Annotated in this window: 26 protein-coding genes and 1 pseudogene; 6 read left to right on the forward strand and 21 right to left on the reverse strand. The window is 59.0% G+C overall.

Annotation, left to right across the window (positions count from 1 at the left end):
- Positions 1 to 26 precede the first annotated feature (26 nt).
- The 4 genes and pseudogenes from ACR65N_RS21470 to ACR65N_RS21485 form a co-directional block, all read right to left on the reverse strand.
- The gene (locus ACR65N_RS21470) at positions 27 to 1328 is read right to left on the reverse strand and encodes an aspartate aminotransferase family protein (RefSeq protein ID WP_440458674.1); all 1302 of its coding nucleotides are present in this window, start codon (positions 1326 to 1328) and stop codon (positions 27 to 29) included.
- Positions 1325 to 2314, reverse strand: a complete 990-nt coding sequence (locus tag ACR65N_RS21475) for a transketolase family protein (protein ID WP_440458675.1) — start codon at positions 2312 to 2314, stop codon at positions 1325 to 1327. Before ACR65N_RS21475 ends, ACR65N_RS21470 begins: the two co-directional genes overlap by 4 nt.
- Complete coding sequence (locus ACR65N_RS21480; protein ID WP_440458676.1) at positions 2314 to 3174, reverse strand: transketolase; 861 nt, start codon at positions 3172 to 3174, stop codon at positions 2314 to 2316. The genes ACR65N_RS21475 and ACR65N_RS21480 overlap by 1 nt, the downstream gene beginning before the upstream one ends.
- Positions 3175 to 3345: 171 nt before the next feature.
- Positions 3346 to 3694 (reverse strand): annotated as a pseudogene (locus tag ACR65N_RS21485) (chromate resistance protein ChrB domain-containing protein); the annotation flags it as partial.
- Here ACR65N_RS21485 and ACR65N_RS21490 point away from each other — a divergent pair.
- Positions 3650 to 3853, forward strand: a complete 204-nt coding sequence (locus ACR65N_RS21490; RefSeq protein WP_440458719.1) for a hypothetical protein — start codon at positions 3650 to 3652, stop codon at positions 3851 to 3853. The pseudogene ACR65N_RS21485 and the gene ACR65N_RS21490 sit on opposite strands and share 45 nt — an antisense overlap.
- Positions 3854 to 4216: 363 nt before the next feature.
- Here ACR65N_RS21490 and ACR65N_RS21495 read toward each other — a convergent pair whose 3' ends face one another.
- From ACR65N_RS21495 to ACR65N_RS21510, 4 genes are all read right to left on the reverse strand, one after another.
- On the reverse strand, positions 4217 to 4759 hold the full coding sequence (locus ACR65N_RS21495) for a ribonuclease H family protein (protein ID WP_440458677.1): 543 nt from the start codon (positions 4757 to 4759) through the stop codon (positions 4217 to 4219).
- Between the two features lie 457 nt (positions 4760 to 5216).
- On the reverse strand, positions 5217 to 5939 hold the full coding sequence (locus ACR65N_RS21500) for a prolipoprotein diacylglyceryl transferase (protein WP_440458678.1): 723 nt from the start codon (positions 5937 to 5939) through the stop codon (positions 5217 to 5219).
- Complete coding sequence (locus tag ACR65N_RS21505) at positions 5905 to 6570, reverse strand: transcriptional regulator (RefSeq protein ID WP_440458679.1); 666 nt, start codon at positions 6568 to 6570, stop codon at positions 5905 to 5907. The genes ACR65N_RS21500 and ACR65N_RS21505 overlap by 35 nt, the downstream gene beginning before the upstream one ends.
- A gap of 422 nt (positions 6571 to 6992) precedes the next feature.
- The gene (locus tag ACR65N_RS21510) at positions 6993 to 7541 is read right to left on the reverse strand and encodes an IS630 family transposase (RefSeq protein WP_440458680.1); all 549 of its coding nucleotides are present in this window, start codon (positions 7539 to 7541) and stop codon (positions 6993 to 6995) included.
- Positions 7542 to 7555: 14 nt separating this feature from the next.
- On the opposite strand from ACR65N_RS21510, the gene ACR65N_RS21515 reads away from it, so the two are divergent.
- Positions 7556 to 8581, forward strand: coding sequence for an IS110 family RNA-guided transposase (locus ACR65N_RS21515; protein WP_440458681.1), 1026 nt, complete (start codon positions 7556 to 7558; stop codon positions 8579 to 8581).
- A 287-nt stretch (positions 8582 to 8868) separates the two neighbouring features.
- On the opposite strand, the gene ACR65N_RS21520 is transcribed toward ACR65N_RS21515, so the two are convergent.
- From ACR65N_RS21520 to ACR65N_RS21580, 13 genes are all read right to left on the reverse strand, one after another.
- Positions 8869 to 9414 (reverse strand): helix-turn-helix domain-containing protein, encoded by a 546-nt coding sequence (locus ACR65N_RS21520; protein ID WP_440458682.1) that lies wholly within the window; start codon positions 9412 to 9414, stop codon positions 8869 to 8871.
- A gap of 68 nt (positions 9415 to 9482) precedes the next feature.
- Complete coding sequence (locus tag ACR65N_RS21525) at positions 9483 to 10223, reverse strand: RraA family protein (RefSeq protein ID WP_440458683.1); 741 nt, start codon at positions 10221 to 10223, stop codon at positions 9483 to 9485.
- A 280-nt stretch (positions 10224 to 10503) separates the two neighbouring features.
- Complete coding sequence (locus ACR65N_RS21530) at positions 10504 to 11172, reverse strand: Gfo/Idh/MocA family protein (RefSeq protein WP_440458684.1); 669 nt, start codon at positions 11170 to 11172, stop codon at positions 10504 to 10506.
- Entirely contained in the window at positions 11169 to 11489 is a 321-nt protein-coding gene (locus tag ACR65N_RS21535; RefSeq protein WP_440458685.1) for a Gfo/Idh/MocA family protein, read from the reverse strand. Before ACR65N_RS21535 ends, ACR65N_RS21530 begins: the two co-directional genes overlap by 4 nt.
- A 23-nt stretch (positions 11490 to 11512) precedes the next feature.
- The gene (locus tag ACR65N_RS21540) at positions 11513 to 11938 is read right to left on the reverse strand and encodes a VOC family protein (protein WP_440458686.1); all 426 of its coding nucleotides are present in this window, start codon (positions 11936 to 11938) and stop codon (positions 11513 to 11515) included.
- Between the two features lie 37 nt (positions 11939 to 11975).
- Positions 11976 to 12731, reverse strand: a complete 756-nt coding sequence (locus tag ACR65N_RS21545; RefSeq protein ID WP_440458687.1) for a sugar phosphate isomerase/epimerase family protein — start codon at positions 12729 to 12731, stop codon at positions 11976 to 11978.
- Complete coding sequence (locus ACR65N_RS21550; RefSeq protein WP_440458688.1) at positions 12731 to 13210, reverse strand: VOC family protein; 480 nt, start codon at positions 13208 to 13210, stop codon at positions 12731 to 12733. The genes ACR65N_RS21545 and ACR65N_RS21550 overlap by 1 nt, the downstream gene beginning before the upstream one ends.
- Positions 13211 to 13214: 4 nt before the next feature.
- Positions 13215 to 14270 (reverse strand): ABC transporter ATP-binding protein, encoded by a 1056-nt coding sequence (locus ACR65N_RS21555; protein ID WP_440458689.1) that lies wholly within the window; start codon positions 14268 to 14270, stop codon positions 13215 to 13217.
- 55 nt (positions 14271 to 14325) lie between these two features.
- Complete coding sequence (locus tag ACR65N_RS21560; RefSeq protein ID WP_440458690.1) at positions 14326 to 15138, reverse strand: aldo/keto reductase; 813 nt, start codon at positions 15136 to 15138, stop codon at positions 14326 to 14328.
- Positions 15139 to 15142: 4 nt separating this feature from the next.
- Positions 15143 to 15994: a carbohydrate ABC transporter permease gene (locus ACR65N_RS21565; protein WP_440458691.1), complete on the reverse strand. Its 852-nt coding sequence runs from the start codon at positions 15992 to 15994 to the stop codon at positions 15143 to 15145.
- Positions 15991 to 16851, reverse strand: a complete 861-nt coding sequence (locus tag ACR65N_RS21570) for a carbohydrate ABC transporter permease (protein ID WP_440458692.1) — start codon at positions 16849 to 16851, stop codon at positions 15991 to 15993. The genes ACR65N_RS21565 and ACR65N_RS21570 overlap by 4 nt, the downstream gene beginning before the upstream one ends.
- Before the next feature lie 69 nt (positions 16852 to 16920).
- Positions 16921 to 18138, reverse strand: coding sequence for an ABC transporter substrate-binding protein (locus ACR65N_RS21575; RefSeq protein ID WP_440458693.1), 1218 nt, complete (start codon positions 18136 to 18138; stop codon positions 16921 to 16923).
- An 81-nt stretch (positions 18139 to 18219) separates the two neighbouring features.
- Positions 18220 to 19323 carry a mannonate dehydratase gene (locus ACR65N_RS21580; protein ID WP_440458694.1) on the reverse strand — a complete coding sequence of 368 codons (1104 nt, stop codon included), beginning with the start codon at positions 19321 to 19323 and terminating at the stop codon, positions 18220 to 18222.
- A 325-nt stretch (positions 19324 to 19648) separates the two neighbouring features.
- Here ACR65N_RS21580 and ACR65N_RS21585 point away from each other — a divergent pair, with 325 nt between their 5' ends.
- The 4 genes from ACR65N_RS21585 to ACR65N_RS21600 are packed head-to-tail and all read left to right on the forward strand — an operon-like array spanning position 19649 to position 23148.
- A complete protein-coding gene (locus tag ACR65N_RS21585) occupies positions 19649 to 20434 on the forward strand; it encodes an IclR family transcriptional regulator (RefSeq protein WP_440458695.1) in 786 nt (261 codons plus the stop codon).
- Positions 20435 to 20471: 37 nt separating this feature from the next.
- Positions 20472 to 21668 (forward strand): mandelate racemase/muconate lactonizing enzyme family protein, encoded by a 1197-nt coding sequence (locus ACR65N_RS21590; RefSeq protein WP_440458696.1) that lies wholly within the window; start codon positions 20472 to 20474, stop codon positions 21666 to 21668.
- Between the two features lie 16 nt (positions 21669 to 21684).
- Positions 21685 to 22668 (forward strand): Gfo/Idh/MocA family protein, encoded by a 984-nt coding sequence (locus tag ACR65N_RS21595; RefSeq protein WP_440458697.1) that lies wholly within the window; start codon positions 21685 to 21687, stop codon positions 22666 to 22668.
- Positions 22669 to 22680: 12 nt separating this feature from the next.
- Positions 22681 to 23148: a heme-degrading domain-containing protein gene (locus tag ACR65N_RS21600; protein WP_440458698.1), complete on the forward strand. Its 468-nt coding sequence runs from the start codon at positions 22681 to 22683 to the stop codon at positions 23146 to 23148.
- Positions 23149 to 23479 lie beyond the last annotated feature (331 nt).

The raw sequence follows: 23479 nt of genomic DNA on the forward strand, positions 1-23479 counted from the left end.
TTTTTATTGAGATCAGGTTGTGGAAGTTAAGCCGCAGCCGACCGCGCGAGGTCGGCCATGGCAGTGTCGATAAGCTCGAGGGTGTCGTTCAGCACGCTCTGGTCGTGGCTGAGGGACAGGTACAGGCGCTTGAGCTGCAGAGGCTGGAAGATATGTCTTCCGGCAATCAGCGCCCGCCGGAACCGCATGTCGAGCTCGTTGTCGTTCCGGAGCAGGTCGGCGTATTCACTGAACTCGCCGTCGAAGAAGTACACGAGCCAGACCGAGCCGAACCCCGCGGTCTGGGCCTTGATGCCGTGCCGCGCGATGATCTGGTCGATCTGCTTCCGCAGGTAGTCTCCAAGATCGAAGAGGCGGTCGTAAACGCCGGGCTTCGACAGCTCCTGAACAGTCGCTTTGACAGCCGCCAGCGACGACGGAGTGCCGTTGAACGTACCGCCCATGAAGACGGCCCCCTCGCCGGTCCGACCTACGCGCTCCATGATCTCGCGACAACCGGCCACCAAGCCTATGGGATAGCCGCTCGTGGCTGCCTTGCCGAACGTGGCCAAGTCCGGAGTGACGCCTACGATTGATTGATAACCGCCGAGCGCATGCCTGAAACCCGTTATCACTTCGTCGAAGATCAGCACGACGCCGTTCTCGGTAGTGATGCGCCTGAGATCGCGCAGGAACTGGTGTTGCGCGATAACCGCTCCCATGTTGTGGGCGATCGGCTCGATTATGATGGCGGCGACCTCGCCCGGGTTCGCCTTGATATACTCCTCGACGGCAGTCGCGTCGTTGTACGGCAGTATCTTCGTATGGCGAGCCGCGTCGTAGAGTATTCCGTCCGACATCGGGTCGAACGAATTCATCATCTGGCGGCTGGACTGGCCGTTCATGGCCACGTAGTCGTGCCAACCATGGTAACCGCCTTGGAACTTGATGATCTGCTTGCGGCCGGTATATGCGCGAGCCAGGCGCAGGGCGTGATAGGTAGCCTCCGATCCGCTGCTGCAAAACGCGATCTGGTCCGCACACGGGATTGCGCTCACCAGAAGCTCTGCGACCTCGACCTCCAGCTCGAGAACTCCCGCTCCGATCAGATCGACACTCTCGTTGACTTCCGCGATCGCGTTGAAGACCGCCGGGTTGCGATGGCCCAGGACGTTCGCACCGAACGCGCAGTGATAGTCGGTATAGCGATTGCCGTCAGCGTCAAACAGATAGGGGCCCTCCGCCTTGGCGAAAGCTACGGGCGCGCCCAGTCGGCGGCTGGGGCTTAGAAGGCCACCTGGGATGACCACCTCCGCACGACTTGCGATTGCCTCGTTGTTCGAAGTCATCGGGCAGCTCCTTCGATGTTCTCGAGGACGACCGCGCGGATGCCGTCGGCATCCAGGCGGTAATGCCTGTAGAGGTGCGTCGGAGGCGCGATGAGGCTGTACTCGTCCTTGATTCCATGGCGCACAAGGCGAGCGCCCTTCCCCCTCTCGGCAAGAACTTCCGCGACCGCCCCGCCAAGGCCACCGAGTACGTTGTGCTCTTCGACCGTAAGGATAATCCTTGAACGCGCCGACGCCTCGATGATGGCTTCCTCGTCGAGAGGCTTGATGGAATGCATGTCGATCAAGCCGACGGAGTGGCCCGCGGCATTCAGCTCCTCCATGGCCTTCTTCGCACCATGAACCGGGTAACCCGCCGCGATGATGGTGACCTCGCTGCCGATCCCGTGGGTCACCGCCTTGCCTAGCTCAAACTCGACGCCGTTCTCGTAGACCACCGGATCGTGCCCGCGATGAATGCGGAAGTAGATCGGAAGGGGATAGTCAACGGTGGCTTTCAGAGCAGCCGCCAGCGCAGGTCCGTCGGCCGTGGAGACGACGGCAAGATTGGCGATGCTCCTGGTGATCGCGATGTCCTCGGTGGCATGGTGAGACGTGCCGTAGAAGCCGAGCGAAATGCCGGTGTGATGGCCGATGAGGCGGACCGGCTGCTTGCAGTACGCGACATCCATCCGAATCTGTTCGCAGCAAAGGAGCGCGAGGAAAGAGGCGAACGTGGCAACGTAGGGGATCACTCCCGTGGTCGCCATTCCGGCCGCTGCCGAGACCATGTTCTGCTCTGAGATGCCGAACTGGACGAACCTTTCGGGGAAACGTCTGGCGAATTCGTTGAGCCCGTTGGAATACTGAAGGTCAGCCGTCCCCGCCATGACGGGATAACCAGCATCAACAAGTTCGATCAAAGCGTTGGAGAGGGTCGGAAGGGACGGAGCGCGGCGGTTCACTTCGCGGTACTGCCACGAGTCCTTCGAAATCAGCTGGTTCATTATGAGATCACCGTGTTGAGGATCGTTTCGCTGGCGTTGGCTTCGTCTTCCGCGCCGAGATAGCCAAGGTGCCAACCGGGCTCGGTCTCCATGTACTCGATACCCTTGCCCTTCACCGTCTGGGCGATGATGCAGCACGGCTTCGTGCGGCTTTTGTCAGCCTTCACCTGCCGGAGAAGCGTGGTCAGGGCGTGAATGTTGTGCCCGTTGACGGTATGCACTTCCCATCCGAAGGACCGCCATTTGTCGTCCAGCGGCTCCACCGCCAGGACGTCGTCCACCTTCCCGTCAAGCTGATAGCCGTTGCGGTCCACGATCGCGACAAGGCTCGAAAGTCCGTGACTGGAAGCCGACAGGGCAGCCTCCCAGACCTGGCCTTCCTGCATCTCCCCGTCTCCGAGAAGCACGAACGCGTTGAAGTCGCGTTTCTGGAAGCGTCCGCCGAGGAGCATTCCCACCCCGTTCGACAGGGCATGCCCAATGGAGCCGGAGCTGAAATCGACACCGGGCACCTTGGTCATGTCAGGGTGATCGCCGAGCGGGCTCCCCAGACGGGTGTACGTATCCAGCCACCTTGAGTCGAAGAAGCCCAGGTCGGCGAGGATGGGAAATAGGCCTACTGCGGCATGCCCCTTTCCCATCAGGAAGCGGTCGCGATCGGGCCAGGTGGGTTCGCCTTTTCTAATCCTCATTACGTCGTAGTAGAGCGCCGCGAAAATCTCGGCGCACGAAAAGACGGACGTGTAATGCCCCACCTTGGCGATCGAGATCAGCCTGATCGTCTCCAGACGGACGAACTTCGCCCTCTCCTTGAGGTGTTCGAGCTGATCGTTGGACAATGGATCATCGTTGCGCGCCATCTCGCGATGGCCGCCTACAGGATGTGACGCTGGCACGGATATGCTCCCGGTATTCATTAACTTATAACTTATAAGATATATGGAAATTCAAGATGCGCAACAGTTTTTTACCGTCGGCACCTGCTGCGAAAACTGGAAGCTGGACGTGGACGGTATCGTTGTGGGATCCCTCCAGAAGACATCGTCGACATCGATTGGCGTTGCGCGGAAGCGATCAGCCGCGGCGGATACTTCGCCTGGCGCGACGAACAGGAAGGCCGCACCAGGATCGATGAAGCGCCGGATCGGCCATGGACGGGCAATGCGGTCGATCTTCGGTCGCGATCGTGTCACCCAGACCGTCCGCCCTTGCGCGCCGCGTTCGGGCAACTGACTGGGGGGGGACCAGAGGGAGACCTGCGGGTACCCATGCCTCGATGCCGTTCTCTACGACCTCGGCGGGCGTGCTCTACGTGCGCAGATAGGCCGCCACGCCATGGCTGAGCTTCTTGCCTTTCTGGCAGATGGTCACAACTGGCTCTTTGTTGGCGATTTCTTGCCGCGGACTGATAATCGGTTCCACAGAGTTGCTGTTCTCATCAAAGCCGCCCTGGAAGATATGCTCGATCCGACGTCCCCTCATATGGTAAAACTAGCGTTTTTTGCAGCAGCCACGGCGCTGTGTCTGCTGTCTTTGTGAAGAGACCAGTCTAGAAGCGCTGCCGGGCGCTTGTGCGATGCCACGACGAGGGCGAAGTCCTTACCAGCATCCAATGGTCTTGGCGGCGCTGCGGAGGCTTCAAACTGACTGCTGATAGGGGGTCAACCGCAAGTAACCGCAAAGTATGCATGTTCTTTGGCTATTGGGAAACCGCGACCGCGGACCTATCCTTGGAATTCTGTGGCTCCGCGATCACGTATCCAGGACATGCCAAGCGCCGTCTTGCGCCATTGGTCCCAGCTGAATTTTCAGGAGGCTAACCGCGGCGTCTTGGAAGAGATCAGCGTGCCATGCTGAGCCTGCGCGGTACCTCGGTGCCTGAACCAGATGTTCGGCCTGCCGTCAGCGAATGGCAGAGCGTATGTCTGTAGTGGAAGCCACTCTGCACCAGCGCGAGCGAGGTGCAGAGGCGCCATTCACTGTACCAGCGCGGGCTAAGGCGTCGGCAGTCTCGTTACCGACGAGCCCCGCATGTCCCTTGCACCAGGCGACCGTCACCTCCCGATGACGGTCGAGCTGTTCATCCAGTTTGATCCACAGCTGGGCGTCCGGGATAGCGCGTTTCCGCAGCTTGCGATTGGCGGTGATGCGTTTCCAGCCATTGTTACGCCAGATGGCTCTCCAGTGGCGGCATCCGTCGACGACATGGGCGGAGTCGGTCCAGATCGTCGCAAAGGGAAGATCCCCCGAACGAGCCAGCCAGCTTATCGCCTCGATGACCGCCAGCAGTTCGAGAGAATTGTTTGAATTTGCTGTCGCTCTGCCATGCATGGCGCAAATGCGCTGATCCCCTTGCGTCACCACGAAGGCCCATCCCCCGCTCCGTGTGCCGGCATCAAACGACCCGTCGGTGAAGATCTCCAACGGCACGACACGCGACGACATTCGACTCGCACTCGTGTGTGGCATAGCTGGTTGGACATCATAAGGAAGGTCTTCTTGAGCAACAAAAAAGGCCGGGGCGACACTGCATCGACCTTACCTCCTGGGCTTAGGACAACAATGAGAGCATTTTCGTCAGGTTCTAGCTTTGCCTTTGTACTTCTGAGCCGGACTTCACCTCTCGCTCGGCCTTTGACTGGTGCTACGTGTCGCTGCGATGCACGGCGCCTTGACATCTCCCTTGACTCTGTTCTCACGCGTTGACCAGATGCCCGCTACTGCGGATCTCACTAACGCCGGAGCGTTCAGCGTAGAGGCCTCGCTCGAAGAGCTACGATCATCGTATCGCTTCAAGGCTAAAGAACTGCCACCTGTTGGCGCTCAAATCAATGATCGGGAAAAACATCAGCCCGCGAAGACTATGATCGAGCCCGGTTTGTCGGTAAGGCAAGTGGGTACGTCATCGTTGGAACCGCTCCAGCATCTTCTTCAGCTGCGCATTCTGCGTCCGGAGCTTGCGCGCCAGCTGACTCCTGAGCACTTTAATCTCATCGTCCAGCCTCAGTGTAACATCAGCAACAACTTGGGCGGGTGGATAGAATGGCTCGGCGACCACAGCCTCTGATTTCTTGCTGCGGCCCCTCTGCTTGCGCGCTGTCCCCTCAAGGGCCGGCTTGAGGTTCGCAGCCTCTGGTGCAGCGACAGCGTCATCCGTTTCATCGGAGGATACCGAACCGCCAGCTTCGGCGACGTCGGTACCAACACTCTCAGCTGTACGGTGATCCTTGCTCTCAGCTTGACCCGACGGCGCAGTGTCAGGGGAAACTCGATCAGTGAACTCACCATTGATTAGCTCGGCGGCAGTCGATCGGTTTGCGGAACTGAAGTTCTCTTCGGCAGGTGTTTCGGTTGGACCGGCGATAGCCAACACATCTGGCTTCGCTTCGTCAACTGTCCCCTCGTCTGGCTTTTGCTTGCGTCCGGGTGACACCAGCCGGCTGAGAAACTTCCATGGGGACGCCATTCGTTCAACCTCGCTTCTTACCCCGCATGCAGGCTGCGAGTTTTTAGGTTTGATGACAGTCGGCCCGTCACCAAATGAAAAACCGAAAGGCAGGATGTCGACGGCGTCAGCCGCCTGTCCACTATTAACCGAGTTTGAGCTTCTTCCGCAGATCGGCATTTTCGGAACGAAGCTTCTCGGCCAACAGCTTGCGCAGCCTCTGGTTCTCTTCCTCCAATTGCAGGAGGTCGGCCATTTCGTCGCCAGCTGACGACACGATCGTTGCTGGCTGATCGGCCTTGGGCGCGCGTTTTACATAGGCTCTCTTAGCGCCTGCCGCACCTTCGATTATCTTGCTCTTTCGACCTTTTTTTTGACCGCTGATACCGTCCAAGCCACCTGCAGGCTCTGCCGCGATGTCGGCCGCAGCCATTTCAGAAGCGGCTTTATTGGCGCGGGGTTTGCGCTGCTTCTTCGGCTCAACCGGCGTCTCGGCAATGGCCGGCGCGTCAGCATTGGCGATCGTATCAGTATCCTCGGCCATGACTAACTCCTGTGTATTTGCCGCAGTTTTCGATGTCGCCTCGGGCGGTGTCAATGTTGGCAATATGCGATCCATTTTCGGTGACGAGACGTCTCCGGTGGATTTATCAGCCATAGTACCGTCCGGGATAGGCGGCATTGCCGATTCCTCTACGTCCCTTGCGACGGACTTAAGGTCCATACTGCCCCAGATCGAGTTCGACTTCACACCGGTTTTCCGACGGCCGTCTTTGTACTCTACGGCAAAACTACGTTGTACTTTCTTCACTCGGAGGCCTTCGTGTGGAGATAGGAAATTCATAGCGGTATCTATCTATCGCTGCAGCTCTGAAATAGCGACTACGCCGCGGGCAGTCTAGCCCTACAACACATCCCAGTTATGGAAGGATTTTCGCTTAGTATTTCTGCGCATAGGAAGCTCGGAACAGCTTGAACGGATTAGAACGTTCCGGCCGATCGCGTAGGTGGAATTTAGCCTCGTGCTGCTTGCTAGCGCCTCGTTTGCCCGCAAATCCGGATGTTGTACCGAAACGCGACACGACCCTTGGGGACGGGCGGCAACCAATCGAACTTTGATCACCGTCGACCGCTCGCCTTGAACGGATACGAACCAACGACCCGTTATTCTCCCTATGAAGCGCCCACCGTTCTATTTGAGCTCTCTTGAGGACTCATACCAACCGTCATTGATCAGAACTCTTGCGCCCACTTGCGTCTGCCGATTGACATGATCTTCCATGGTTGTTGGTGGAGGGTTCTCCAGGCGTAGCAGCAGTGTTCGACGATATCCTCGTAGGACTTGAAGACGCGGTTTGAGAGCCAGTTGTCCCTCATGAACTGCCAGATGTTTTCGACCGAGTTCAACTCGGGCGATTTGGGCGGTAGTGGCAGGATGGTGATGTTTTCTGGAACGACAAGATTGTTGGACATGTGCCATCCGGCCTGATCCATGATGAGGACGGCGTGTGCATTTTCGTCGATGTTGCGGGATATCTCGATGAGGTGCTGGTTCATGGCATGGGTATCGTACCACGGCATGACGAGAGCGGCGGCCTTGCCGTGCCGGGGACAGATCGCCCCGAAGATATAGGCTGAGCGGGTTCGCTGGTCGTGCGGCGCGGACGGCCTTGAGCCCCGCTTGGCCCAACGACGCGTGATCTTGTTCTTCTGGCCTATCCGGGCTTCGTCTTGTGGGATGGTTCGCCTCCTCCCCGGCGGATACGCTTCGTCGTCCAACAAGAAGGAGGCATTACATGCAAATCAAGCAAATCGGCATCGACATTGGCAAGAACAGCTTTCATGTGATCGGGCTCGGCATGGAGGGCGATATCGTGTTTCGCCGACAATTCACCAGATCCGGGCTGATCGCTTTCTTTAAACAAAAGACGGAGCGGCTCGAGATCGCCTTCGAGGCTTGTTCCGGGGCGCATTGGCTGGCGCATCAGCTCATCGCCATCGACCATGAAGTCCGGCTCCTGACGCCCGAGAGTGTCCGGCCTTTCGCAAAGGCGCAGAAGAATGACTGGAATGATGCACTGGCGATCGCGGAAGCCGCGCAACGACCGGGCCGCCATGCCGTGGGCGTCAAGTCACAGGAGCGACTGGACATTCAGGCATTGCACCGGGTGCGGCAACGGTTGGTGACGGCACGGACCGCCATTATCAACCAGGTGCGTGGCCTTCTGCGCGAACGGGGTCTGGTCTTTGGCTCGGGCCGGATGCGTTTCGATAGATTCCTGCGGGAACTGTTGACCGGCCAAGAGATCCAGCTCAACTCGGTTTGCCGGGCATTATTCGCCACACTGACCGCCGAATATGAAGCAGTCGACGCCCGCATCGAAGAGATCGATGCAGAGCTTGCCACATTCGCCAAATCCAGTTCTGCCTGCAGGGCGTTGTTGTCGGTGCCTGGTGTCGGCGTGATCGTGGCCACGGCCCTGTTCAGCGCTGTGGCAAATATTTCGGATTTTAGGAGCGGCCGGGATCTTGCTGCCTTCCTGGGGCTCGTTCCACGGCAACGATCAACGGGTGGAAAGACGACACTGTTGGGAATATCAAAACGTGGCAACACCTACGTCCGGACCTTAATGATCCACGGTATGCGCTCGGCCTTCTATAACCGCAAAAAGCGAGAGAACGGCCTTTCAACTTTCATGGAAAGGCTGGTCGAGCGAGGCATGCATGCGAACAAGATTGTGGTAGCGAGCGCCAACAAGGCTGCGCGCATCATCTGGGCTATCCTAACACAGAATATATCGTTTCAGCCGAACGCCGCCTGAGGTGCGAGGCTGATTGACTTGCGAGGAGAAAGCGATGGTACCGTGCATCTGACAGGATGCGCAGCCTGATGTTCCAGTAGATTGATCCCGGCTCGCCCTGGTACAAACCGGAGAATGCAGAGATCACAGCATCTGGTCGCCTTGTAAGGAACGCATCCCAGCGGCTCCCATTGTGGCTCGGGCATCTTCGCCCATTAGAAAGCCGGATACGCTGAAGCAGGGTCTATCGGGACTGTCGTTTCTTCTTGCAAACCGGAGGCGAACCATACACTGGAACCAGATTTCGATCACTTTGCCCTTGGCGGGACCGGCAGCGATTTCTGCCACAGCGGTGGGGAAGTTTTTTTAAATGCCTCCGCCACCTCGGCATCCTGGGCATGATGTCTTGGGCGAGCCGAGAGCTTGCGATAGCCCATGGCACGCACTTCGCGGCCAAGGGTCTCCTCGCTCACCGAGATGCGGAACTCTTCCCAAATCCATTGCGCCAGATCACACAGACGCCAGCGAACGACTCCATCCAGATACGGGGTCGGTCCGCGCTCTATGGCTTGCGCCAAAGCCGTTCGCTGTTCATCGTGCAGGAGAGAAGGTTTGCCCGGGGCCTTGCCGTTGATAAGGCCGTGGGGACCGCGTTCATTGAAGCGCACCACCCAGTCGCGTACGATCTGAACCGTCACACTGCCAAGCCGGGCGGCATCGGCGCGTGAGCCGCCATCATAGATCGATGCAAGTACCAGAAGCCGCCGTGCCTGATCGGCATCGCGTGTCTGCCGAGCCAGAAGCCGCAACCTGGCTCCGTCGAAGTCCGATCGCAAAGAAATCGCTGAACCCATCACAAACCTCCAGTTTGCATCACAGATTCAGATTCGTCGGCTGCTGGGAATCCCCTTCAGAGTCATACTCACTTACGGTTGGTATCAGCTTCGCGCCACGCTTCGTACTCAGCGCGTGCCTCAGCCTGGAGGGGGTAATATTTGCGGAGATCGCCGCCTTCCGAGAGGCGAAGGCGAGAGAACTCTTCCCACTCCCTATGTTCGCTCGAGATTTTCAGTGCCTGCTCCGCAAACTTGATTGGCACCACAATCGCCCCGTCGTCGTCCGCCACGATGATGTCGCCAGGCATGACAAGCGTGCCGCCGCAGGCAATTGGAACATTCACTGCGTGAGGGAAAAGTCCCGTTTGAGTGTGAAAATTTGGTGTTGCGCCGCGCGTCCACATCGGCAGGCCAATTTCACGTGCCTTGCGAGAGTCGCGGATGCATCCATCGACGATGAGGCCCGCTCCGCCGCGGCCTTGTAGATAGGTAATCATCATCTCCCCAAACACGCCGCTACGCAGGTCGCCGCGTGCATCGACAACGACAACATCACCTTCCTCGACCTGATAGAGAACTTGCCGGTGCATCTGCGCTTCCGGATCGCCGTATTCATCGTCCTCGTAAACGTCTTCACGCTTCGGCAGGAACTGTAGTGTCAGCGCAGGCCCAGCGATGGTGATGCCGGGAGAGACCGAAACGGGTCCACAAATGTACGCATCCCGCAAACCGATTCTACTCATTTCGCCGCTGAGAGTGGCCGTGCCCACTTTGGCGAGCGCTTGAATCAGTTCTTTTGGGGGACGGCTGATTGTTAGTATCTGCATAAGAGATCCTGCATTCCGTGAAAGTTTCGCAACTGCCATCTGTTCAAATCCGGGATAGGAGTAATTAGCCTCTATCCCCAGTTACTCCGCCGAGAACCTCGCCCCCTCCAAGTCTGACGACAGCACGCCGTCGATCACCTCGAGCGGTAGTCAAACTTTGCTGCCGTGCAGTGAACCGCACCGTCCAATGTATCGAAAGGCGCCTCTTGGCCTGCGAATTGTGCCAGAAATTGCCGGGCCTTTGATCGTCTTCATCAGTTAATCGGTGCTATCGACGCACCTAGCGTGCCTCGCCGGGGTAACTTAGCCCGATCTGCTTTCTGACTGCGTCCAGTGCTGCCAAGATTTCAACGGTTTCATCTGGCGGCATCAAAGTTGACACCTCGCCCTCTTGCACCAGCCGCTCCATTTCGAATGCTTGAAACTGCATGCCACGACTGTCGACTGCTAAATCGTAGTCTTCCAGAACCTCGCCCTTTTGATCGATGACCCTAAACGATGTCGGCGTATACCAGATCGCGGCGATCTCGATGCGCGCCTTCGACCCGTAAATCATCGCCCCATTCGGCCCGGCAACGTCCAGTGCGGCAACAGAGGTCGAGATTGCCTCGCCGTCATGCTCCATGATTACGGCCACCTCCGCATCCACACCAGTCTCCTGGAAACGCGCTGAGGCTTTGATGGTGGTTGGCCGGCCGAGAATGTCGAAGGCAAAGGAGATCGGGTAGATGCCCAGATCCAGCAGAGCCCCGCCTCCCAGCTCGGGAGCATTGAGCCGATGCCCCGGATCAGTGGGAAGAAACTGGCGATGTTCGGCAAAGACGGAGCGCAGTTCCCCCAGCGTCCCTGCGTCGATGATTTCGTGGATTCGCTTCATGTGCGGCAAGAAACGGGTCCACATGGCTTCGAGAACAACCAGGTTCTTCGCTCGGGCCTTCTCTACGATCATCCGCGCTTCTTCCGCGTTAAGCGCAAGGGTTTCTCGATCATGACGTGCTTGCCTGCTTCCAGCGCCAGGAGCGCTGCGCTGACGTGATGGGGATGCGGCGTTGCGATATAAACAATATCGACAGCCGGATCTGTCACTAGACCTTCATAACTTCCATGCGAATTCCGAATCGCATATCGCTCGGCAAAATCTTTTGCCTTGTTTTTCGATCTCGATCCGACAGCAGTGACATTGAGCCCTGCGGCCTGAAGGTCTTGCGCAAACAGGCCGGCAATCCATCCGGTGGCGAGAATTCCCCAGCCAAGCGTATTTTCCATGTTTATTCTCCCGGCTAGCCCGCCTAGAGGCGCGCAGCGATGGCTTTGGACTGCATGCTATCAGGCATCATCTGCATGATCTCGATACGGTGTCCATCCGGATCCTCGATCCAGCACTGCCAGTTGCCGTCGAGACCGAGCACTTTCGGCCGCGTCAGGTCGATGCCAGCCGCCTGCAGTTCCGTCACTGATGTTTCGATGTCCGGAACGGAAAGGCAGAGATGGTTGTAACCGGTGGTGTCTGCACCGGGCGCGCGCTCGCCGATCCCGTCAAGAAACAGCTCCACGAACTGATTGTCAGTGACGCGCAGATAGACGAGCCACAGTTTGCCGTCACGATCGAGATGCATCAATCGCTCGAAGCCGAGCTTATTGATGTAGAAATCCAGGGCGCGATCGATATCGGTGACACGGATGGCAACATGGGCAAGGCCGGAAACTGTAAGCATCTTGAACTCTCGTGGAATGAAAAGGGCTGGAGAAATTTTACGCCGTGAGGCGCTTGATATAGTCGATCGACCGTTGCGCCACGCGCTGCCAGTCCGCCGGATTGTCATGTTCGACAATCAGTTGATCGGCGGCCGTCGATGCGAAAAGCGGCTCAAGTGCCTGCCAGTCGATGATGCCGTCGCCGGTGGCAGCCCAGCCGTCTTCCGCCTCGGTGCCGGCGGGCGCAAGATCCTTCATCTGGATAGCGACGATCTGGCTGGCGAAACGTTGCAGTTCGGCTGACGGATCACCGCCGGCGCGGGCAATCCAGCCGCAATCGATCTCGAACAGAACCGAGGGATCGGCACCGAGGATATGGTCGATCGGGCGGCTGCCATCCTCAAGCGCTGCGAACTCGAAATCATGATTGTGCCAGGCGACACGAAGACCTCGGCGCGCGGCCCCGGTGGCACCCGTTGCTAGTTGCTCGCCCAGCGACTTCCAGTAGCCGATGCCCGTGCCGCGATCCTCGGGTTTGACATAGGGCGGTATCAACAGCGTGGTGCCGAGGGTTTCGGCAATATCGAAGAACCGTTCCGGCTCGTCGACCAGGCCGGTCAGCGGCATGTGGAAACCGAGGCAGGACAGTCCGGCATCATCGAGCTGCCGGCGGAACAGGGCAGGATCGGCTTCATAGGCCGGAAGCCATGGCTCGACCGCATCATAACCCATGGCTTTCAGAAGCGGCAATTGCGCAGACAAAGGCGGAAAATTGCGAGATGAATAGAGCTGGTAGGAGAGCTTGTAAGACATCAGATCACCTTGTCCCGATCGAACTCGAGCAGTTCGACAAGCGCGCCGAGTTCAGGGCGCGTGTCGTAATAGGCATAACGGCCGGTCCCGCTCTGGAACTCGCCGCGCTGCAGGCGTTCATGCCCACGCGACGTCAGGTAGGCGTCCCGTTCGGCGAGGTTGCGGGTCTTGATGGCGATGTGGTGGCAGCCCGGCCCCCGTTCCTCGAGCAGATCCCGCCAGGCGCTTTGTTCCGGTCCCGGCTCAAGAAATTCAAGGTCGATATTGCCGAAGTGGAACATCATGATCTTGCAGGTAACGTCTGCCGGTTGTCCTCGATATTCGGCCCGGGCCTTGTCGGGATCGGCGGAGAACGTCATCGGCGGCATCGGCTTGCCGGTGAGATCGGCAAACCAGGATGCAGACTTGACTGCATCGTGGGTGACGAAGCAGATCTGCATGACGGTGTCTTCGTCCAGAAGGCGGCGATCAAAGCTCATAGCATCACCCGCCGATCCGCTTGCCGGTGGTGGTGTCGAACAGATGCAGCTTTTCCGTGTCGAGGCCGACATTGATCGTCTGACCGGCGGCGATATCGATACGCTCACGGAAGACGCCGACCACCTCATGGCCACCGAAACGCATCATCGCCTGGGTTTCCGCACCAGTGGGCTCGATGGTGATGATCTCGGCCGGCAGACCCTGCGGGTCGAGCCGGAAATGTTCGGGCCGTATGCCGAGCGTAATCTGGTCGGCATTGGCCGTGGCGCTCGACGGAAGCGGCAGTCTCGATCCGTCAGGAGCAACGAAGGTCGATTGCTGCAGGGAGCCGGTCAGGAAATTCATCGCCGGCGAGCCAATGAAACCTGCAACAAACAGGTTGGCGGGCCGATCGTAAAGCTCGAGCGGTGTGCCGATCTGTTCGATCCGGCCGGCATTCATGACCACGATCCGGTCGGCCATGGTCATGGCTTCGATCTGGTCATGGGTCACGTAGACCGTGGTGGTGCGTAGCCGCTGGTGGTTCTGCTTGATCTCCGAGCGCATCTGCACCCGCAGCTTGGCGTCGAGATTGCTCAGTGGTTCGTCGAACAGGAAGACCTTGGGATCTCGCACGATTGCCCGGCCCATGGCGACACGCTGTCTCTGGCCGCCGGACAGATGTTTCGGATAACGCTGCAGATACGGCTCAAGCCCGAGGCTTTTTGCGGCATTGGCAACGCGTTCCTTGATCTCCTCCTTCGGCGCGCGGCTGAGTTTCAGCGAAAATCCCATATTCGCCTCAACCGTCATATGCGGGTAGAGCGCATAGGACTGGAAGACCATGGCGATGTCGCGGTCCTTCGGCGGCTTGGTGTTGACCACCTGTCCGTCAATCATCACCTCGCCCGCGGTAATCCCTTCCAGGCCGGCCAGCATGCGCAAAAGTGTGGATTTGCCGCAGCCGGATGGGCCGACAAGGATCACGAATTCGCCGTCGGCGATATCCACCGAGACGCCATGCAGGATCGGCAAGGCACCGTAGGATTTGTGGACGTTGCGTATGCTCACTGAGCCCATGTTGTTGTCTCCTCGGCACCTGGCCGATTGTCATTTTGTGGCGGGACAGTCTGTCTCAATCGTCCCATGCGGGGGATTTCGCCGGGTTGATCATTCGGTTCGATCGGTCGAGGCCGCGTATCCGCTGCATGTCGTCGGCACTCAGCGTGATGCGGCGGGCTGACCAGTTGTCGTTCAACCGCTGTGTGTTGGCAGACGAGGGGATGACGACGTGCCCCTCGGCCATCAGGAAGGCGAGCGAGACCGCCGCCGTCGTGACGCCATGCGTCTCGGCAATCGCTGCCAGCAGCGGGTCATCCGTCACGGCGCCCTTGGCAAGCGGCATGTAGGCGGTCAGTTGCAGTCCCACTTTGCGAGCGTAGTCGCGGATGCGCGGGCTCTGTAGATAGGGATGGATCTCGATCTGGTTGGTGGCGAGCTGCCCCTCCCCCAGGATGCCGGCGGCCCGGTCCAGAAGTACCATCGGAAAATTTGACACGCCAATGTGGCGGGCAAAGCCGCGTTCGCGCGCTTGCCCAAGCGCCGTAATATAGTCCTCGAAGGGCACAACTTCGTCGAGTGTCGGCCAGTGAATGAGCAGCAGATCGACGTGATCGACACCGAGCGTTTCGAGGCTCTTTTCGACGCTCGGCATGAACGACGATCGGGCGAGATTGGTGTCGGCAACCTTGGTGGTGACGAAGAACGCATCCCGCGCCAGTCCCGACGCGGCCAAGGCGCGACCGACGGTGGACTCCGTGCCGTAGCTCTGCGCCGTATCGAGATGGCGATAGCCGATTTCAATGGCCGAGAGCAGCGCTGCGAGCCCCTCGTCACCGGTGCGGCCATAGGTGCCAAGGCCGATCGCCGGAATGCTGGAATTGGACATGGCCTTACCCCTTGGTGGCGCCAGCGGTCAGGCCGCCGACGAACAGCTTCTGCATGGTGAGAAAAAGGAGAGCGATCGGCAGCGTCATCACCAGCGACGCGGCCATGACCGCACCCCAGTCGGTGTTGAACTCGGTCGAGAATTCGGCGAGCCCGATCGGCAGTGTCTTGACGGAACTGTCGGTCGCAAAACACAGCGCGAAGATGAATTCGTTCCAGGTGGTGACGAACGCATAGACCAGAACCGCGACGATGCCCGGCGTCGAAAGCGGCAGCGTGATCCGGAACAACACGCCCAGTCGCGACGCACCGTCGACGATCGCCGCTTCTTCCAGTTCCACCGGAATGGCCTTGAAATAGCTGGTCAGCATCCAGACCGACAGCGGCAGCGTGATGATCATGTAGACGAGGATCAGCCCCCAGAAGGTGTTGACCAGCCCGAGCACCCGCAGGGTGATGAACAACGGCACGATAATGGCCGCAGTCGGCAGCAGCTGCCCAACCAGCACGAAGGACTGCAAGGCAGCCTTGCCGCGGAAATCGAACCGCGCAAATCCGTAGGATGCGAAGATCGCCAGGAACAGGGCGAGCCCGGTGGAGCCGACTGAAATGATCACGCTGTTGAGGAAATAGCGCGGAATGTTCGACTCGAAGATCACGGTATAATAGTTGGCGAGCGTCGGGGTTTGCGGCCACCAGCGCGGCGGTATCGTGTAAAGCTCGCCAAGCGTCTTGATGGACGAGATCGCCATCCAGACGAACGGGAAGATCGAGATCAGAACGAGAAAGATCGCGCCGATGATGATGACCGGCAGCGGCAGGCCGGTGCGTGCAGGGGTGGAGCCTGGAATGCTCATCGTGTTTCTCCCGAAGGCGTCTGCACCAGTTTGACGTAGATGAAGACGATGACGATCGCGACGGCGAAGAACAGGACCGACAATGCGGCGGCCTGATTGAACTGGACCGCATCAAAGGCGAGACGGAAGATCTGGATCGGCGTGATCAGCGTACGGTTGGCTGGCCCACCGCGGGTGATGGCGTAGATGATGGTAATCGAGTTGAGGCCCCAGATGACCAAAAGCAAAGTTACCGCGGTGATAACCGAGCGCACCTGCGGCAGCATGATGTGCCAGATCTCTTCCCAGATATTGGCGCCGTCAATGCGGGCGGCCTCGTAGAGATCGTTGGGAATGGACTGAAGCCCGGCCAGCACCATCACCGTGACGAAGGGAAACATCTTCCAGACATTGATGGCGATCAGCACCGGCATCACCGTGTCGCGGTTGGTCAGCCAGCCGACCGGCTCTTCGATCAGGCCTGGCGCTGTCATCATGTAGTTGATGATGCCGAATTCGGTGTGGAACATCCACGCCCAGGTTGTCGCCGCGACGATGCCGGGAACAACCCACGGAATGATCGTGATCGAGCGGACGATGGCGCGGCCGGCAAAGTTCTGGTTCAATAGGATGGCGGCAGCCGTTCCAAGCACGACCTGGAAGATGATGGAAATACCGACGAAATAGACGGTGTTCCAGAACGCCTGCGGCGTTGCCCGGGCAGCAAGCACGGTGGCGAAATTGCTGGTGCCGACAAAGGCGCCCTGCTGATCTGTGACGCTCAGCACGCCGGTATAGGCGAGCGGATAGGCGATCAGCATCATCAGCACCATCAGTGCCGGAAGAACAAAAATCAGTCCCGTCGATTGGCGAACCATTACAAACTCCTGTTGCATGATTGCGGGCATTGGAACCCGCAATCATGTTGCCTGCCCGAGGGTGGCGTTTTAGTTGTCGAGCAGGACCTGGATTTCTTCCGCTGCGCCGTCCATCGCTTCCTGGACGTCCTCGTCACCGAGAAGGATGCGCTGGATACCGTCGAAATAGGCCTGGCTGATCTGTACCCAGTTGCGGTTAGCCGGAAGGGCGCGACCAAAGGCCAGCATCTCCTTGAACGGATTGAGCAGCGGGTCCTGGAACCGCTCCGCATCCATCGCCGACTTGCGGGCCGGGAAAGTGTCGGTCAAGATCGCCTGGTTCTTGGCCTCCGCGAGGAATTTCAGCAGCGTCTTGCCATCCGTCGGATTGTTCGCATGCGCCGGAATGATCAGGCTCCAGCCTCCGATGATGCTGGCGGTCTTGCCGCCATCCGGAGACGGGATGGGCATGGTGCCGATCTCGATTTGCGGATTCTCCTTCTTGATCGATGCGACATCGAACTGACCCGACTGATACATCGACACCGTACCGGCAATGAACAGCCGGCGGTTTGCCGTGCCGTCGTTTTCGAGCGTCGAGGCCGGCGAGACCTTCAGCTCTGTCAGCATGTCGGTGTAGAATTTGACGGCTTCGACGGCCGCAGGCTGGTTGATCGTCGCCGTCTTCTGGTCGGCCGAGATCATGTCTCCGCCCTTCATCCAGATGAACGGAAGCGAGCGAAAGATGGTGTTGCCGACTTCACCGCCACCGGTGATCGCAAAGCCCGAGCGCCCGCTTTTGGTCAGCGCCTTGGCGGCCGTTGTCAGGTCGCTCCAGGTCTTGGGCGGGTTTTCCGGGTCGAGACCTGCATCGCGGAAATGCTGCTTGTTGAAGATGATCGCATGCGATTCCACACGATAGGGAATAGACCAGAGTCTTCCATTCAGCATGCCGTAATCCAGCCCGGCCTGCACATAGTCGTCCTTGTCCGTCAGAACGTCATCGACTTTCGTCAGAAGGTTGTTTTGTGCGTAGCCGTTGATCCAGCCATGGGCGACATCGATCAGATCCGGAGAGGCGCCGGACTGCAGCGTGGTGAGAATGCGCTGCGGCAGACCGTCTGCCGTGGTAATCTCAAGCTTTACCTTGATATCCGGATGCTCGGCCTCGAACGCCTGTACCAGCCCGCGTGCGCGGGCCTCGTTGAAATTCGGCGTCCACCATGTCACTTCACGTGCAAAGCTGGTGCCGGCAGCCATCATGCCGCCGGCAAGCATCGCGATCATTGCAAAAGTTCGTTTGGTCATAACCTCTCCTCCCTGAGTGGTTGTTGGTCGGTAAACTTGACGCTTGTGTTAACCCAAGATGCCGCTTGCGAACCCCGATGTTCAGGCGGCCAGCTTCGGCTGCGTTGTGGACGGTCCAAGCACGTCGGCATTGGACACAAGAGCTTTCATGAACCCGATCGTATAGGCATTGCCGGCGTGCCATGGCGCCGGGCAGGCCAGATCCGGGACATGGTCCGGCACGAGGACGCCGTCATAGGCCTCATCGCGCAAAATGCGGACGATCTCGACCATGTCGATATCGCCGTCATCGACGAAAGTTTCCTCGTAATGTGGGACCTTGCCGCGGACATTGCGAAAATGGACATAACCGATGGCCCGGCGGCGGGCGAAATGGCGAGTCGCCGCGTAGACATTGCCGGTCTGCATTTCCTGGATCGAGCCGAGGCAGAATTCGAGCGCATTTGCAGCGCTTGGAACAATGTCCAGCAGCCGGTCATATTTGTCGGGCTGGTTGACTAGGCGCGGTGTCCGGCGGAGCCGGTCGACCGGCGGATCGTCGGGATGGGCGGCGAGCCGCACTCTCGCCTCTTCCGCCACAGGCACCAGCTCCGACAGGAACCAGGCCAGGCGCTGCCAGAGTTCATCCTCGCTGATCTCGATGATTTCCGAGGTAGAGAGTGCCGCGCGGTAGCGCATATTGCCGACCATGCCGTCCGGCATCGGGCTATTGGCGGGAATTTCCGCCATGTTGAACACCGCTGTCATAGCGCCGCCGCGTGCCACAGGCTTGCGTTGCCATCCCCAGACGCCGGCGATCGAGAAATTGTAGCCAAGCACCGGGATGCCGGCGCGACCGACGTCACGGATCAGCTGCTTCATGCCGTCCATCTGCCGGCGCTTGTTCGGTCCGTCGAGCAGGATATCCGACCAAAAGTTCGGCGAAACATTCTCGATCGCCGCAGGGCGAATGTCGTGCCGCGCCAGCATGGCGACCAGATCCGCCAAGGTCTCAAAGGTCCACAGCGGCGCATCGATGCAATCACCATTGATCGGGCCGACGCCGCCGGCAAGATAACTGGAATTGTCGCAATTGCGGGCATAGTCGGTCGGATGCAGCACCACGTCGCTCACGCCGAGCTGCGCCGCATAACGTGCACCATCCTCGTTGAGGGTTTTACCGAACAGGCTCATTCCGACGCGCATGCATTCCTCCGCTGGTTCAGCCTCCCGAGCCTTCAGTTCAAATATGAACAACACCAGTTCTATTTGTAACCATAGGGGTGAAGCGACACGGTTGTCAATCGGGCCTTGCCGGAATCTTTCTGCGCAGCATTGTCCGTGGATCTGAAGATTTTTGGCATCTATTGCTGACTTTCCGAAATTTGCACCCGTAATCTCCGCTGGTGGACTTTCCTGAAAGCAGGCTTTAAATGTCGAACTCCTTGGAAAATTTCTCGTCTAATATTCCTATTTGAACTTCACTTGATCAGACTGCCGTGTTAGCTCAGTGGTAGTGGAGGAAGTTGAAATGCTGGAGCTCGACGTCAACGACGAGGCTGCGCAAAAACACCGCGTGCCTGTGATCGACCGGATGATGGACGTTCTCGTCCATCTGGAACGCCGTCCCGGCGCGAAAATCAGTGACGTCGTCACCGGCCTCATGGTGCCGCGTTCGACAGTCTACCGCATTCTCAATACCCTGCAGCTGCATGACATGGTCCGGCGCGATGCCGAGGGCAGCTATTTCCTCGGCCGTCGCCTGCTCAGCCTTGCGGCTCACGTCGGTCCCGGCGGCCAGGAGCTGGATCTCATCACCCTTGCCCATCCGCATCTCGATCGCCTGTCGAACGAACTGGGCGAAGCGGTCAAGCTGTCGATCATGGACGATGCCGGCATTCTCGTTCTGTCCGCGGTGCAGGGCCGACAGGAATACGCGCTGTCGGTTGCGCCCGGCCAGCGCATGCCGATCCATGCCGGCGCGGCCAGCAAGCTGCTGCTCGCCCATTTGCCGGACGACCAGATCCTGGCATGGCTTGCACGACCCCTCGCCGCCTTTAGCAGCAAGACCATCACCGATCCGAAACGGCTGGAAACCGAGCTTGCCCGCATCCGCCGGCAGGGCTGGGCCGAGGACAAGGGCGAAAACGGCCCGAGCATCCAGGCTTTCGCCGCCCCAGTCTTTGATCGCAACGGCAATGTCGTCGCCGCGATCAGCGTGCCGTTTCTTGCCGGTACGCCCAACGACCGGATGACGACCATCCGCCTTGCCGTCATCGATGCGGCACGACTTATGACGGAAAGCATGCCGCGCTGAACGAACTCGGGAGAGACGCGCGGGCTGGAGGAGAACCATGAAAATCATAGACTTGAAATGCGCCATCATCGGCAAGAGCCCGATCGTGCGGATCGTGACCGATGAAGGCATCAGCGGCTACGGCCAGGCCGAAACCTGGAAAAGCTATCTCAAGCCGCATATCCTGGCGTTTCGCGACGCGCTGATCGGCGAAGATCCCACCAATGTCGAGCGGGTGATGCTGAAGATCCGCCAGCGCGGCGGGTTCAAGCCCTGGGGATCGGCGGTCTCCGTCATCGAAATGGCGCTCTGGGACGTGGCCGGCAAGGCGGCCGGCCTACCGGTGCACAAGCTGCTCGGCGGCCGTGTCCGCGATAAGGTGCGCGTCTATAACGGCTCGATCCGTTTCCCGATGCCCGACCACTCGCCGCAATCGCTTGCCGCCGACATCAAGCGGATGATGGACCTGCCCGAAGGGTTCACTATGATCAAGCAGCCGATCGGCTTCCACTCGGCCATGAAGCGCGAGGTGGCGGACTTCTACTACGGCGAACCGAACAAGAGCCCGTTTCATGGCGCCCTGGATCGCGGCCCGATCACCGAAAAGGGCCTTAACCATTTCGTCGATTGCGTTGCGGCGATGAAGGAAGTCACCGGCGACAAGATCGGGCTAGCGCTCGATGCAGGTCCAGGCTGGATGCTGCCGGATGCCATTCGTCTGGCGCGCAAGCTCGAACCCTATCACCTCCTGTGGGTCGAGGACCTGCTGTCGGGCGACTATACGCCCTGGGTGAATGCCGGCGTCTATCGCGAACTGACCAGAGCGACGTCGACGCCCATCCACACCGGCGAGCAGATCTATCTGCGCCAGAACTTCAAGGAACTGATCGAGAGCCAGGCGGTAAGCGTCATCGGCCCCGATCCGGCCGATGTCGGCGGCATCGCCGAGCTGAAATGGATTGCCGAATATGCCGATCTGCACGGCATAATGATGGCGCCGCATGGCACCGCCAACGGCCTGCTCGGACTGGCTGCCCTGATCCAGGTCAGCGCCACGCTGCCCAATAATTTCCTCGCGTTCGAATACACGACGGGCGATCCGGCCTGGTGGTACGACATCGTCGAGGGTTTCCCGAAAACCATTGTCAAGAACGGCTTCATCGACGTTCTCGAACGGCCGGGCATGGGCGTCGATCTCATCCCGGAAGCGGCGCGCGCCTATCTGGCACCGGAAGACCAGGCATTCTTCGAGTGAGCGGGAGGAGATGACCTTGTTCAAGATTGGCATTCTCGGCGCCGCCGGCATCGCGCCGCGGTCCATCATCCAACCCGTCAACCGCCGCGACGATATCGTCGTCCATGCCGTGGCGTCCCGTCGGGCCGATGTTGCGCGCGACTACGCCCAAAAGCATGGCATCACGGTGGCGTACGACAGTTATGACGATCTTCTGGCCGACCCACAGATCGACCTCGTCTACAACGCCCTGCCCCCAGCCGGACATGCAAAATGGGCGATTGCGGCGCTGAAAGCCGGCAAACATGTGCTGTGTGAAAAGCCGATCGCCATGGATGTGACGCAGGCTCGCGAAATGTATGCCGTCGCAAGAGATAGCGGGAAAATACTGATGGAGGCGTTCCACGACCGCTACCATCCGGTGTTTCTGCATCTGATGTCACTGAAACGGGATGGACTGCTGGATCGGGTTCAACATGTGAAGGCGGAATTTTACGTCAACATTCCGTTCGACGAAAACTCCATCCGTCATGACCCGGCGCAAGGCGGAGGCTGCATGATGGATCTTGGCTGCTATCCCTTGCACTGGCTACGAAGCTTCTTCGGTTCGGAGCCTGAAGTCCTCGCCGCCTCTGCACGAAAAACGCCCCTCGGCGTCGATGAGAGCATGACGGCCGAACTGCGCTTCGGCTCGATCACCGCGACCTTGCTCGCCGACATCGCCCACCCCCCGTTCGAGGCACGGCTGCGTATCGAGACTGACAATGGTTTCCTGGAAATCGATAATCCGGTCCTGCCGCACAAGGGCCACGCCATCCGCCATGACCTGACTTGCGCGTTGCAGGAGTTCACCCTGGCGGGCGGCACCACCTATGACTACCAGCTCGAGGCTTTTCTGGAAGCGGTCTTGACCGGCAAGGAACCGCTCACCGGTGCAGAGGACTCCATCAACAACATGATCGCGCTTGAGCGCATCTACCAAGCTGCGGGGTTTACCCTGCCGCTGTCACGAACGAAATAAGTAGGAACGTACATGTTGCCAAAGGAACCGACGCTTGCCGAGCTCGCGGACGAGCTAAAGTCCCTGGAGATTGACAGGTTCGACCATGAATTTGCCTGGAACCTGGGTATGCAGATACGCGATAAGGCGAATAAAGGCCGCCATGACGTCGCCATTGAAATTCGCCATGGCAGCGACGTCATTTTTGCTACTCTGGTTGGTCAGGCGACGATCGACAATTTCGACTGGGCACGACGCAAATGTGCCGTCGTGCATCGTTTCCACCGCAGCTCGCTTGCCATGCGGCTTGAGGCGGAACAGAACGGGTATGACTTCAATACGCGTTTCCGATTGCCGCCCGCCGATTTCGCTGCCAGCGGCGGCGGGGTCCCGCTTGTGCTGAAAGGCGGAACGTTCATAGGTTCGGTGGGCGTGAGCGGTTTGCCGAATGTCGAAGACCACCGCCTGATTTCCGAAACGCTAAGACTGCAATCGAGTTAGTGCGCCTTGAAGGGATTCGAATCTGCGGTACCAAGTTTCAAAACCTAAGCCATTGAAACTTGAGGATTGTATTCATCCACGAAATTATGCGACATGTTATGTCATTACATTGAGTAATAGTCGTTCCCGTTGCGCCGGCGAATGCATCTGTTGCAAAAAAGCGGCGATTGGAGAGCTCTGATATCTGAGGCGGTCTGCCACTTGAGGGTTGACACACGAACTCTCAAAGGCCCACGTCAGCGAAACTGAATTACTATTATCGTGCATTGCGCGGTTGCAGGCGTCGGAAACCAGCTTAAAAGGATGCTTATGAGGCGAAAGCGTCCTCCTG

It is taken from the genome of Rhizobium sp. SAFR-030, assembly GCF_059415005.1.